The sequence below is a fragment of the Chroococcidiopsis sp. CCNUC1 genome (genome assembly GCF_023546805.1).
GTDB lineage: Bacteria > Cyanobacteriota > Cyanobacteriia > Cyanobacteriales > Chroococcidiopsidaceae > Chroococcidiopsis > Chroococcidiopsis thermalis.
In genome coordinates, this window is sequence record NZ_CP097480.1 from 5865324 (window position 1) to 5877618 (window position 12295).

Annotated in this window: 13 protein-coding genes; 9 read left to right on the forward strand and 4 right to left on the reverse strand. The window is 43.5% G+C overall.

The window, feature by feature from the left end; all coding sequences use genetic code 11:
- The first annotated feature begins 615 nt into the window (after positions 1 to 615).
- Entirely contained in the window at positions 616 to 1581 is a 966-nt protein-coding gene (locus M5J74_RS27170; protein WP_106166504.1) for a ribonuclease Z, read from the forward strand.
- A 31-nt stretch (positions 1582 to 1612) separates the two neighbouring features.
- Here M5J74_RS27170 and M5J74_RS27175 read toward each other — a convergent pair whose 3' ends face one another.
- Positions 1613 to 2038: a hypothetical protein gene (locus M5J74_RS27175; RefSeq protein ID WP_106166505.1), complete on the reverse strand. Its 426-nt coding sequence runs from the start codon at positions 2036 to 2038 to the stop codon at positions 1613 to 1615.
- 125 nt (positions 2039 to 2163) lie between these two features.
- Positions 2164 to 2742, reverse strand: coding sequence for a bifunctional adenosylcobinamide kinase/adenosylcobinamide-phosphate guanylyltransferase (cobU, locus tag M5J74_RS27180; RefSeq protein ID WP_106218812.1), 579 nt, complete (start codon positions 2740 to 2742; stop codon positions 2164 to 2166).
- 114 nt (positions 2743 to 2856) lie between these two features.
- Between cobU and M5J74_RS27185 the strand changes: the two genes are divergently transcribed.
- From M5J74_RS27185 to M5J74_RS27215, 6 genes are all read left to right on the forward strand, one after another.
- Positions 2857 to 3480 carry a hypothetical protein gene (locus M5J74_RS27185; protein WP_250014343.1) on the forward strand — a complete coding sequence of 208 codons (624 nt, stop codon included), beginning with the start codon at positions 2857 to 2859 and terminating at the stop codon, positions 3478 to 3480.
- A 34-nt stretch (positions 3481 to 3514) separates the two neighbouring features.
- Entirely contained in the window at positions 3515 to 4156 is a 642-nt protein-coding gene (locus M5J74_RS27190; protein WP_106166508.1) for a Uma2 family endonuclease, read from the forward strand.
- Positions 4157 to 4411: 255 nt separating this feature from the next.
- Positions 4412 to 5383, forward strand: a complete 972-nt coding sequence (locus tag M5J74_RS27195; RefSeq protein WP_106166509.1) for a sodium-dependent bicarbonate transport family permease — start codon at positions 4412 to 4414, stop codon at positions 5381 to 5383.
- A gap of 4 nt (positions 5384 to 5387) precedes the next feature.
- A complete protein-coding gene (locus tag M5J74_RS27200) occupies positions 5388 to 5684 on the forward strand; it encodes a P-II family nitrogen regulator (protein WP_015157004.1) in 297 nt (98 codons plus the stop codon).
- Positions 5685 to 5787: 103 nt separating this feature from the next.
- Positions 5788 to 6531: a carbonic anhydrase gene (locus M5J74_RS27205; RefSeq protein WP_250014345.1), complete on the forward strand. Its 744-nt coding sequence runs from the start codon at positions 5788 to 5790 to the stop codon at positions 6529 to 6531.
- 634 nt (positions 6532 to 7165) lie between these two features.
- Positions 7166 to 7996, forward strand: a complete 831-nt coding sequence (locus tag M5J74_RS27215; protein WP_106166511.1) for a carbohydrate ABC transporter permease — start codon at positions 7166 to 7168, stop codon at positions 7994 to 7996.
- Between the two features lie 10 nt (positions 7997 to 8006).
- Here the strand turns inward: M5J74_RS27215 and M5J74_RS33695 are convergent, their stop codons facing one another.
- Both M5J74_RS33695 and M5J74_RS27220 read right to left on the reverse strand, forming a co-directional pair.
- The gene (locus tag M5J74_RS33695; protein ID WP_371934090.1) at positions 8007 to 8432 is read right to left on the reverse strand and encodes a hypothetical protein; all 426 of its coding nucleotides are present in this window, start codon (positions 8430 to 8432) and stop codon (positions 8007 to 8009) included.
- Positions 8433 to 8485: 53 nt separating this feature from the next.
- Positions 8486 to 9463 carry an FAD-binding domain-containing protein gene (locus tag M5J74_RS27220; RefSeq protein ID WP_250014347.1) on the reverse strand — a complete coding sequence of 326 codons (978 nt, stop codon included), beginning with the start codon at positions 9461 to 9463 and terminating at the stop codon, positions 8486 to 8488.
- Between the two features lie 362 nt (positions 9464 to 9825).
- Here M5J74_RS27220 and htpG point away from each other — a divergent pair, with 362 nt between their 5' ends.
- Together htpG and M5J74_RS27230 are read left to right on the forward strand one after the other, a co-directional pair.
- Positions 9826 to 11850, forward strand: a complete 2025-nt coding sequence (gene htpG, locus M5J74_RS27225; protein WP_250014349.1) for a molecular chaperone HtpG — start codon at positions 9826 to 9828, stop codon at positions 11848 to 11850.
- Between the two features lie 151 nt (positions 11851 to 12001).
- Positions 12002 to 12151, forward strand: coding sequence for a hypothetical protein (locus tag M5J74_RS27230; RefSeq protein WP_015157010.1), 150 nt, complete (start codon positions 12002 to 12004; stop codon positions 12149 to 12151).
- Positions 12152 to 12295: the final 144 nt, after the last annotated feature.

Consider the following 12295-nt stretch of genomic DNA (forward strand, 5'->3'; position numbering starts at 1 on the left):
ATTCATAAACTTTTGAGTTTTACCGATACTGAATATCAGTAAAATTACAGTTGACGAAGCATTTTTAGATACATATAGATCTGGTGAAAGAAAAACTTTAACTTCACCCAAACTGGCTCGAATTCGACACGGCTTTAGGGCAATACTGCAAATTTCGACACAGGTTTTGCCGCTGTAACTGCACCACGGGAAATGAGATTGGAGATAGGGAGGTATTACAACCTTCTGAGCTTACAGCTACCATACCAATAAAAACAGTTATTAATAATTAAAATAGCAGTAATTATCAACTAGAAAAACTAGCAAAAACAGGTAATATTTAGATTTATCTTAATAAAAAGCGTTTTTGTAATTAAAATCGCCCTAAAAAACCTAAAAATAAGAACACAACTGTAGTATGTCAAAAACTCGACCAACCTGAATCTACCAAATACTAAAGCTAAAACTAATCGTACTGGGTCTTGATTCGACTAGGTTGAGGAGAGGCAAAAGGGAAGTCTCCAACTCAGAAGTCAAAATACATCCCATCCCCCGATTCGCGGATTACGATTGCCGATCGCGTGGCAGTATAGATAAAGAATACGTCAGCCATGTCGTAGATCGACAGCAGCCGCAGTGCAGATTACATTTTTAGGAACGAGTTCCGGCGTACCGACGCGATCGCGTAATGTTTCTAGTGTTGCCCTTCGCCTACCGCAACGAGCAGAAGTCTGGCTATTTGACTGTGGGGAAGGAACTCAGCATCAGATTATGCGGAGTGACTTAAAAATTAGCCAAATTAACCGCATTTTCGTCACTCACATGCACGGCGATCATGTTTTTGGCTTAATGGGATTGCTAGCCACCTGTGGTTTAGCGGGTAGTCCGCACCGAATTGATATTTACGGTCCACCAAAGTTAGAAGAGTATCTCCGCGCCTGCGGTCGCTATTCTCAAACTCATCTATCTTACCCGCTGCACGTCCATACAGTACAGCCTGGGATGGTTTACGAGGATGAAGAATTTACAGTGAGTTGCGATCTCTTAGAGCATCGCGTCCCCGCTTTTGGCTATCGGATTGCTGAAAAAGATCGTCCTGGGCGGTTCGATGTCGAAAAAGCCAAAGCGTTAAACATCCCTCCTGGGAGAGTATACGGTCAACTGAAGCGGGGCGAAACTGTAACTCTCAATGATGGACGGGTCATTCGGGGAGTCGATCTATGCGGTGACACAGAACAAGGGCGCAAGCTAGCATACTGCACCGATACAATTTTCTGCGATGGGGCGGTTGCTCTTGCCCAAGGTGCGGACGTACTGATTCACGAAGCGACATTTTCTCATATCGATGCAGAACTCGCTTTTCAACGTTTGCATTCCACATCAACGATGGCAGCACAAACAGCATTAGCTGCCCAAGTGAGGCTGCTAATTATGACACATTTTAGCCCTCGCTATGCTCCTGGTAATGACATTCAATTACAACACCTTTTAGAGGAAGCGCGGGCGATCTTTCCCAACACTGAAATGGCACACGACTTTTTAACTTATGAAATTCCCCGTCGTCGCCAACCAGAGGGAGAAAAGCAAGCGGCAAAGGTCTAGTTGAGCTGCGTGCCTAATTTATTTAAGCTATCTAACCGCGATCGCGCATTGACATCAGCCGTTGTTGTATATCTTTGAGCTTTACTTGGGAGTTGACTGGCGATCGCGGCTGCGGAACGTCAAGGTTGGGCCAACTCAGTAAGTCATTGCAAGGACAGCAAGCCGGAGGCATTCCCACATTACGCACGGGTACGGGCATAGCACAACGGGCGCAAGGAGACACATCCCACTCTGGCGTGAGTAAATCGGCTACTGATTCCTCTGTTGCCTCCAAGTAGCAGTCCCCTACATTAGGTGCGTTAATGCGTTGCCAGCACTCTTCAAAAGCTTGGCTGTAGCGATCGCCTTCTATCACTGGTTGTGGTAGCAAGCGTTCTTGTCCGTCGCGGATGACGACATGCTTACCTAACTGAAACCAGTATGCGAGATATCTTCTAACGTCTTGTGTGGATGCCATTTTAAGAAGGGAGTAGGGAGTAGGGAGTTGCTAGTAGCTAGTGGCTAGTGGCTAGTAGTAGAATTCTTCATCTAGTCACTAGTCACCAGCCACTAGTCACTCTCTTGCTGACAACTGAATCTATGCTATCGTTTCTCGTTTAAAGGGGTGGGTAGTGGGGAACCCAGCAGGCTGAGGTTAAGGACGTGTCCGCCGACGATGAGGTAAACGGGGTTGGCAATAGCTCCTAAGCGACGGACTAATTGACCTAAGCGATCGCGAAACAACCTGCCGCTTGAATAAGCTGGCACTACGCCCCAGGTAGCTTCTTCTGCTACAACAATTACATCTTTATTGTCTAAGCGCTCTAAACTTAAGATTAAATTTTGCTCTGTTGCTGCCCAAGTAATGCTATCCTGCTCCAGCAAATTCGCTACCCACGTTCCTAGCGAATCGACTAGCAAGCAGCAACAGGAGGGAGCTGTGGCGATTGTTTCGGTTAAGTTTTCTGGAGCTTCTACGGTTAACCAGTCAGCAGGACGGCGATCGCGGTGTTGAGAGATCCGCTGTTGCCACTCAGCATCGTCAGCATTGGTTTGAGCCGTCGCAATGTAAATCACCGATTTTCTAGATTGCATTGCTAGAGTTTCTGCCCATTCGCTTTTACCAGATTTAGTTGGTCCAGTAACGAGTACAATTCGACTCGAAGGAGAAGTTGGCATCATTGCTGTAAGTCGTAAGTCGCAATTAACACACGCACCACTCGCTACACCCCACACCATATTGATTACTAACCACTAGCCACTAGCCACTAACCACTAGCCACTAAATATAAACACATGAAACAGGCACTACAACGCATTCACGCAACTTTAGACCAACTAGAGACGCTTAAGCAGTCTACCACTGAACCGTCTACTGTTACCGATCGCCCGATCTCATTTCAGATTTTGCCAGTAGCGCCAAAAGTCGATTTACCTTCACCGTCAGCAATCGAGAGCGAACGTCCCCAATCGCCTCAGTTACCCGAACTATCTTCTGCTAGTAGTGTCAATCCATCTTTAGCAACCAAAACTCCAGTAGAAAAACCACGATCTGCACCAGTTGCCACTCTAGAACAGATAGCACAGAAAATTCAAGCGCTCTACTACGAGGGTCCAATTGTCAATGGTTGGATCGATGCCGATCCGATTGCTTCAGCATCGGACGACGAGATCGAAGAAATTGTGTTTGAACGTCCAGATTTATCCAGCGATCGCTCGTTACCTCCAACTAGCTATCGCGTTTGCGGTCTCGATGCATCCGGTGAGCAATGGTCTTATCCTTGTCCTATGGATCAATTGTTGGAGCTGAGTGTAGCGATCGCGCGCTATCGTAAAATCCAAGAACTTTTAGCCCAAAAACGACAACTGGAAGCTCAAATCAAACCAAGTGCGATCGGAGAAAATATTAATAACTCTTGAAAGTCAAATCTAGCAAGTTGTGCTGAGGTGATTTATGAATATCCCGCAGATCGAGCTACCAACAGATACCTGGGTGAAAGCTAGTTGGGATGAGTACATTCAGATAATTGAAAATCCGCAATTAGAGAAAGCCAAGGGTTATTATTTCAACGAGAGGATGAGAATTGAAATGCCACCAGTGGGAAACGACCATGCCAGCGACCATTCAATAGTTAATCATGCCGTTCACCTCTGGGCGGGAATAACAGGCATAGATTTAAATGGTAAAGATAACTGTACCTATCGGAAAACAGGTGTTCGGGAAGCACAACCCGATGTGTCTTACTATATTGGTGGCAATGCTGAAGCAATTCCTTGGGGAACGACAATTATTAATCTCGATCTCTATCCACCACCGACTTTAGCAATCGAGGTGGCTAATACTTCTATATCAGATGATAAAGGTGAAAAGCGTCTGCTTTACGAACAGTTAGGAGTCGCAGAATATTGGATTGTCGATGTAAAAAATATTGAAATTTTTGCCTTTTCTGTAGCAAATGGTGGTAGCAGAAGAATTACACAATCCCAAGTTTTACTAGGTTTAGAAATTGCTTTATTAGAAGAAGCTTTGCGGCGAACTCGTCAAATGAATCATGGTAGAGTTAGCGCGTGGTTGCTGTCTCAGTTTCAACAATAGTTAGATTTGCAAGTTAGATTTGCAGTGCCGCTTTTCTTGACAAATGAGTGCTGGCAAATGTAGAAATAGTTGCATCTTCTGATAAACTATGCTTCATGCTGTTCTTGTTTGGTAGAAATTGCCAAATTAGAATAGTCAAATCACCTTGGTTGCTAGATTATTGTCCGGCGATCGCATTTAACATAAAATATTAAGTTTTGTGATGTTAAAAACTGTTTTGAGCGTCTGTTCCCGCAGATTCAAGGAGAGGTGGGAATGGATGTAAGCTTGATTGCGTCTAACGTTCTGAGTCCGCCAGTGCTGTTCTTTTTTCTGGGGATGTTAGCTGTTTTTGTCAAATCGGATTTAGAGATTCCTCAACCATTACCTAAACTTTTTTCGCTTTATCTCCTATTTGCCATTGGGTTTAAGGGAGGCAACGAACTTGTCAAAAGCGGAGCCAGTCAAGAAGTCATACTCACCCTTTTGGCAGCGGTAATGATGGCTTGTATCGTGCCGATTTATACATTTTTTATTCTCAAAATCAAACTCGACTTGTATAATGCAGCTGCGATCGCCGCTACCTATGGTTCTATCAGTGCTGTCACTTTCATTACTGCTGGTTCTTTTCTGACTGAACTAGGGATTGATTTTAGCGGTTACATGGTAGCGGCTTTAGCTTTGATGGAATCCCCAGCAATTATTGTCGGACTGCTTTTGGTAAAACTATTTGCGATCGACAAGCAAGATGGCGATTTTTCTTGGTCGGAAGTTTTGCAAGAAGCTTTCTTGAACAGTTCGGTTTTTCTTTTAGTTGGTAGCCTAATAATAGGTGCAGTGTCAGGAGAAAAAGGCTGGAAGGTAGAAGAGCCATTTACTCAAGGCATATTTTACGGAGTCCTAACCTTCTTTTTGTTAGATATGGGATTAGTTGCTGCTGGAAGAATCAAAGATCTAGGTAAAACTGGTACATTTTTGATTTCTTTCTCTATATTGATACCAATAGTTAATGCGGCAATTGGCATACTTTTAGCAAAAGCGATCGGGATGCCGCAGGGAAATGCACTGTTATTTTCGGTATTGTGTGCGAGTGCCTCTTATATAGCGGTTCCAGCTGCTATGAGGATGACGCTACCAGAAGCCAATCCCAGCCTTTACGTTACTGCCGCTCTAGCACTGACATTTCCCTTCAATATCATTGTGGGAATTCCTTTGTATTTGTACGGCATCAATCTGCTTTGGGGGTAAAACTATGCACGCAGTGAAGAGAATAGAAGTCCTCGCGGATTCGGTAGAACTGACAAAAATTTTAGCAGGCTTGGATAAAGCAGGTATTATCGCACACACTGTGATCCGCAACGTGGTTGGTAGAAGTCCTGGTGCAGACGCAACGCAATTAGATAATGTCTATATCATTGCTTTTTGTATGCCAGAGCAAGTTAAGCCAGTCATAGAGAATATTCGACCAGTTTTGAATAAATTCGGTGGCGCTTGTTATATCTCCGATGCGATGGAGATTCGTTCGGTTAGATGTATTGCGTCTCTGTAGAGACGTTACATGTAACGTCTGTACAAATGTTATCAGTTATCAGTGACTAGTGGCTGGTGGCTAGCGTGCCGCTGTCTAGTTACTTGCTTTGTTAGGAAGGATTATGAGTCGTCAGAATAAGTTTGTCGATCGCCGTCAGTTTTTAAAGATAGCGGGTGTTGGTTTTAGCGTTGCTGCAAGTAGCCTACTTGGTTACGCGCGATCGGCGCAAGCCGTAGTTATAGAGGATATCGAACCCGATAGTCCTAATACAGCATTGCAAAGATTGCTAGCGGGAAATCAGCGTTTCGTGCAGCAAAAGCTGAGACATCCGCATCAGTCCCAGACACGCTTGCATGAAGTGGCTACCGCACAGCATCCATTTGCTACTCTCCTAAGTTGTGCTGATTCTCGCGTTCCGGCAGAAATCCTATTCGATTTGGGAATTGGAGATTTATTTGACGTGCGGATTGCTGGAAATATTGTCACAACTGAAGCACTTGGCAGCTTAGAATATGCCGCAGCTATGTTAGGGACTCCCCTAATTATGGTATTAGGTCACGAACGATGCGGTGCAGTTACAGCAGCAGTACAAGGTAAGCCACTTCCAGGTCAAATTAGTAGTTTTGCTAAAGCGATCGAACCTGCGATAACTACGTTAAGCTCCGCTAACGCGCAACTTAATCACAAATCAAATAATAAATCGGAAAGCGATTTAATTGAGAATGCAGTTGTGGCAAACGTGCAATATCAAGTGAAAAAATTAGAGCGATCGGATCTTTTAATGCAACTAGTAGGAGAAGGTAAATTGAAAATTGTTGGCGGACGATACGATTTAGACACCGGAGAAGTCGCGATCGTGACTTGAGATGCGGCTCGCGTCACCCCTCTAATCTCTTTTGTCTGCTGTCTGTTGCATTTGAACTAATCCCTCTTTTGTTGCTTTGGCAAGACTAAAATAGGGAAGGAAGTGTTAGAAGCTAGGCTGCGACTATGGTTGAGCGTAGAGAGCCAGGATCGACAGTAGCGTTGATCGACGAATATTGCCAAACGTACCGAAATCTTTTCTGTGATGTGAGAAATTTTGAAGCCTTTAAGTTTCTGCATCTAGGGATCATTTCTGAAATTAAACGAAAATCGCGCTCCAGCAATCGCCCGGATTGTTGGTCTATCTGATGGACAAGAATTAGATCGTTTCTTACGAGATACACGCCAGGGATATTAAAGCCTTGCGAGAACTACGATTGCAGTTAATTAAAGCATCAGTTGGGGACAAACCAATTGTCCTATGCCTAGATGAAACAGGAGATTTTTATTTTACTGCTTCAAAGGTAACAAAAGAGGGATGAGTATATATTTAAGAAAACTCATTGCGAATATATAGCTATTCTCATTATGATGGAATACATTCGTAGGGGCGCACAGCTGTGCGCCCCTACAGATCTTATATCTCAGCCATTTGAAAAAGGCTATAGGTGTAAGCCTTGCCAAAGGATATGCGAATGAACGCAAACCGAAAAATATCTTTTATTCCAATTTTATATGCGATTTTGATTGTCTATGCGATCGCAACTTTTTTACCCTTTGCTTGGGCGCTTTCTGCTTCATTTAAACCCTTGTCTGAAATTATTGCTGGCGGCTTGAACTTGATTCCGCAAAACTTTACTTTAGAAAATTATCAGAAGATTTTTCTAGAAGAACCATTATTTGGTCGTTGGCTATTTAATAGTGTTGTAGTTGCTAGCACTGTCACTATTTTCAACCTTTTATTTAACTCAATGGCTGGTTATGCCCTTGCTCGCATTCCTTTTAAAGGAAATCAGATCTTATTTTTCTGTATTTTAGCAGTTTTAATGGTTCCAGCTCAAGTCACGCTAATTCCTAGTTTTTTAATTCTAAAATCTTTAGGCTGGTTAAATTCATATCAGGGATTAATCGTTCCGAATATTGTCAATGCAACTTTTATCTTTATGATGCGGCAGTTTTTTGTTAACTTTCCCAAGGAATTAGAAGAAGCTGCTGCCTTAGATGGTTTGGGTTACTTAGAAACTTTCTTTCAGATTGTTTTACCTTTAGCTAGACCAGCCTTAGCAGCTCAAACTATATTTATCTTTTTAGGTTCGTGGAATAACTTTTTAATGCCGTTAATGATTGTTTCTACTTCAGAAATGTTTACTTTACCTTTGGGCTTGAATACATTTAAGGGGCAATACATTAGTTATTGGAACTATATCATGGCTGCTTCAATGGTATTCACTTTACCCGCCTTACTAATTTATGCCTTTTTCAATCGCTACTTTATTCAAGGGGTAACTTTTACGGGGAATAAGTAGAGCGCGTTAATTAATGCCCCCTACCATATACATATCTTTCTGCTACTTTCCAATAACGAGAGAATCGTTTCAGATCGATGTAACCATCGTACTCAAAAAATGGCTCGGTTTCGAGAACTTCAAGTTTTAGCGATCGCTCAATTTCATCACAAATTGTTTCAAATCTGGGACTAGGACTATCGGCTGTCACAATTGAATCAGCATTATGTTCTTTGGCAAAAGCTAACACTTCTTTCGCCACATCACCTCGTCTAATCACAACTGGTAATTCCAACAAACATTCATAAATAAAAACAATTCGTTTCAAACTTAACTGCCACTCCTCAATTAAAGCCTCATCCCAAACCCAAATTGCAGGCGAATTGGGATATTCTTGCAGTGCAGGGTTTTTTGGACTCAAGCAATCTCCGTGTATCCAAATAATCGGTTGGTTCATGGTAATGGGTAATTGGTAATGGGTAGTTGGTAGTAGGTGGTTGATGGTTGTAGTTATCCTCCTTGTCTCCCTTGTCCCCCTTGTCTCCCTTGTCCCCCTTGTCCCCTTGTCCCCTTGTCCCCCTTGTCCCCCTTGTCTCCCTTGTCCCCTTGTCCCCCTTGTCCCCCTTGTCTCCCTTGTCCACCTTGTCTCTTCCCGCGTTGCCAACTTTGACTGTTGGGTTGTTTGTTAAATTCTGCCTTGGGAAACAATCGCTGTTCTATTTGTTCGTAACTGCCTTCAAAGTCACAATGTCCGTAGAGGGGACATTCGCGACAGTAAACACCATTTGTATAACGTTCTAAATTTTCGCGGTTAAAGAAATAGGGTTTGTGGCTAAACGTACTTGCTACCCATTGCCAAGACATATTGTTACTCGCCGGATCGCCATCTAATAAATGTTCCAAAAACCAAATCGCCCCGACTTGCCAGCGGATACGTCGCCAATGCACCATGTAAGCAGCCATCCACATCCGGGCGTGGTTGTGTAAATATCCAGTTTGATGCATTTGTTGACTGAAACTGTCGATACAAACTAGCCCTGTCGTCCCTGTGGCGATATCTTCTGGTAGTTCGGGGGCGTACTCTTTGGTAGTGTAACCAGTTTTATATTCTTCTCGATCTTCCCAAATTCCATTTCCTAATTTGACATATAGGCGTTGCCAATAATCGCGCCAGCCGAGTTCGTTAATTAATTTCGTTGCTTCATCTGGCTGCTGAATTTTGTTCAAGACATATTTCTTAACATCAGCGAGACTCAAAACTCCATAGCGAAGATAGGGCGAGAGACGGGTTACCGCACCCGTGAGAAAGTTGCGAGTTTTGGCGTAACCTGCCGGATCTACTGTTTGTAAAGCTTTTTCAGCAGCTTTGCGTCCCCCGACAGTCTCGCTGATATTATCATCTCGACTCGCAGCGGTGGGAAATTGTTCTTTTAAGTAGGCTACCAGTTCTTCACGACTGGTAAATTCGCGTTGCATATCCTGAGTCATATCAGTTATTAGTTATCAGTTATCAGTAAGGAGTGGTTATGGGTAAAGGGTAATTGGTAGTTGGTAGTTGGTAGTTGGTAGTTGGTTAAAAAGTGGTACGTGGTGCGTGGTGCATGGTAGTTTTGCTCCCTGGGCTCCCTGGGCTCCCTGGGCTCCCTCAGCTCTCTTCTCCCCTCAGCTTCCTCAGCAACCTTGCGCTCCCTCGGCTCTCTTATCCCGACTCCCGACTCCTGACTTACTAAAGACAGGTAGGGTAAACCGAATTAGCGTTGGGGGGAATCTTTAGTTAAGTAAAGAGCGATCGCGTGGTTTAAGCCATTAAGATCCTGATTAAAGAACATTCACCACAACACTGATTTAGTATGCGGGAACAAGGCACAATCAGCATCCACACTGAGAATATTTTCCCCATTATTAAGAAATCTCTCTACTCCGACCATGAGGTTTTCTTACGGGAATTGATCTCTAATGCTGTCGATGCTATCCAAAAGCTGAAAATGGTATCCCGTGCTGGGGAGTATTCCGGCGATATAGGCGAACCAGAAATTCAAATTGCTATAGACAAAGATCGCAAAACTCTGTCCATCTCCGACAACGGTATCGGGATGACGGCGGAGGAAGTCAAGAAATATATCAACCAAGTGGCTTTCTCTAGTGCGGAAGAATTTATTCACAAGTACGAAGGGAAAGACCAACAGATCATCGGTCATTTTGGCTTGGGTTTTTACTCTTCCTTTATGGTGGCGCAAAAAGTTGAGATCGATACTCTGTCTTACCAAGCAGGTGCGCCAGCCGTCCATTGGAGTTGCGATGGTTCCCCAGAGTTTATTTTGGAAGATTCATCTCGGAGCGATCGCGGTACGACTATTACCCTGCACTTAATGGAAGACGAGCAGGAGTACGTAGAAGATGCACGTATCAAGCAACTTGTCAAGACTTATTGCGATTTTCTGCCTGTTCCCATCAAACTGAATGGCGAGGTTATCAACCAGCAAAAAGCACCTTGGCGAGAGTCAGCTAATAATCTCACCAAAGAAGATTATTTGGAATTTTACCGCTACTTGTATCCGTTTCAAGAAGAACCCCTGTTATGGGTACATCTCAACACCGACTATCCCTTCATCCTCAACGGGATTTTGTATTTTCCTAAACTCAGACCGGATGTCGATGTCACCCAGGGACAGATCAAACTATTCTGCAATCAAGTCTTTGTTAGCGACCATTGCGAAGAGATTATCCCGCGATTCTTGCTACCCATGCGGGGAGTGATTGATAGCACCGATATTCCCCTTAACGTTTCTCGTAGCGCCTTGCAAACAGACCGGACGGTAAGGAAAATTGCCGATTATATTTCTCGTAAAGTCGGCGATCGCCTGAAAGAACTTTATCGCAATAGCCGCGAAGAATATATCAAAGTTTGGCAAGACGTAGGTACGTTTGTCAAATTTGGTTCCCTTAACGACGAGAAATTCAAAAAACAAGTCGAAGATATCGTCATCTACCGCACAACCTATGAAACGCCTGTAGTGGCTGCGTCCTCACCTGCGACAGAAACACCAGCCGTCCAAGTGCAAGCAGAAGAGGGAGACGCATGGCAAGACGTACAACCAGCAGAATCTACTCCCGACTCAGGTACGGGCGTGCAGGAGAACGCCCCTACGACTTCCTCCTATACCACGCTGAAAGAATACCTGGAACGTAACAAAGAACGTCACGAGAATCGCGTTTACTATTGCACCGATGAAGTTACCCAAGCTACTTATGTAGAACTGCATAAGAAGCAGGGTTTAGAAGTCCTATTTATGGATTCCTTTATCGATACTCACTTTATTTCTTTCCTAGAAAGAGAGTATTCAGACGTTAAATTCTCTCGCGTTGATTCTGACTTAGATCAAACTCTACTTGACAAAGATAAAGCTGGGGAAATTGTCGATCCAACTACAAACAAAACTCGCAGCGAATTAATCAAGGAATTGTTTGAAAAAGCCTTGAATAAACCCAAACTCAATATCCGTACCGAAGCATTAAAATCTGACGATCCGCAAGGTACTCCGCCAGCAATGGTGTTGTTACCTGAATATATGCGCCGCATTCAAGAAATGAGTGCTTTTGTCCAGCAGCAAACAGCACAGTTTCCTGACGATCATATCTTGCTAGTTAATACCGCGCATCCGCTGATTCAAAACTTAGTCAGTCTCAGCCAAGGTAGTATTATCCAAGGTGAAGGACAGTCACCAAGTGCCGAATTAGCAAATGCAATTTGTCAACACGTTTATGACTTGGCATTAATGGCACAAAAAGGATTTAATGCAGAAGGAATGAAATCTTTTGTCGAGCGTTCTAATCAGGTATTAACTCGCCTGACAGATCGCGCTACTAGTGCTTAAGGCGGCTATGAGTCGCCCCGCCCAAATTTGGCACAGCTTGTAGGGTGCGTTTTGAAAACGCACCTTACCACTACTATACGCAGCCTGGTTGGCTCCCAATAATACCATGTAAACATGGTATTATTGGATAATCTTAGAGAAACAATGCGCTATGTTTACCGTCAAACTCAAAAACGGAGAGACTATTCAAGTTCCTATAGAAGAACTTGAAGAATTTTTAGAAAAAAATCGCGATCGCATAGAAATTCAGCACAAGCAAATGGGAAAACGGCGTGTTGCTCCTGTGTCTTCTTCCCAGTAACTAACAATATATAATTACCGTCACATTGAGTGAAGAGTATATATATTCTTCTCGGTCAAGTTCCTCGTCAGTCTCAGCGACGAAAACGTTACATTTTTGAAACAGTCTATATTCTGTCTTTGAATTATCCTAGGAGGATGGAAT

Coding starts and splice junctions, on each gene's coding strand:
- M5J74_RS27185 (WP_250014343.1), top strand. CDS start 2,857: ATGAAACAGGCACTACAACGCATTCACGCAACTTTAGACCAACTAGAG.
- M5J74_RS33695 (WP_371934090.1), bottom strand. CDS start 8,432: ATGAACCAACCGATTATTTGGATACACGGAGATTGCTTGAGTCCAAAA.
- cobU (WP_106218812.1), bottom strand. CDS start 2,742: ATGATGCCAACTTCTCCTTCGAGTCGAATTGTACTCGTTACTGGACCA.
- M5J74_RS27205 (WP_250014345.1), top strand. CDS start 5,788: ATGAGTCGTCAGAATAAGTTTGTCGATCGCCGTCAGTTTTTAAAGATA.
- M5J74_RS27200 (WP_015157004.1), top strand. CDS start 5,388: ATGCACGCAGTGAAGAGAATAGAAGTCCTCGCGGATTCGGTAGAACTG.
- M5J74_RS27175 (WP_106166505.1), bottom strand. CDS start 2,038: ATGGCATCCACACAAGACGTTAGAAGATATCTCGCATACTGGTTTCAG.
- M5J74_RS27230 (WP_015157010.1), top strand. CDS start 12,002: ATGTTTACCGTCAAACTCAAAAACGGAGAGACTATTCAAGTTCCTATA.
- M5J74_RS27190 (WP_106166508.1), top strand. CDS start 3,515: ATGAATATCCCGCAGATCGAGCTACCAACAGATACCTGGGTGAAAGCT.
- htpG (WP_250014349.1), top strand. CDS start 9,826: ATGCGGGAACAAGGCACAATCAGCATCCACACTGAGAATATTTTCCCC.
- M5J74_RS27220 (WP_250014347.1), bottom strand. CDS start 9,463: ATGACTCAGGATATGCAACGCGAATTTACCAGTCGTGAAGAACTGGTA.
- M5J74_RS27215 (WP_106166511.1), top strand. CDS start 7,166: ATGAACGCAAACCGAAAAATATCTTTTATTCCAATTTTATATGCGATT.
- M5J74_RS27195 (WP_106166509.1), top strand. CDS start 4,412: ATGGATGTAAGCTTGATTGCGTCTAACGTTCTGAGTCCGCCAGTGCTG.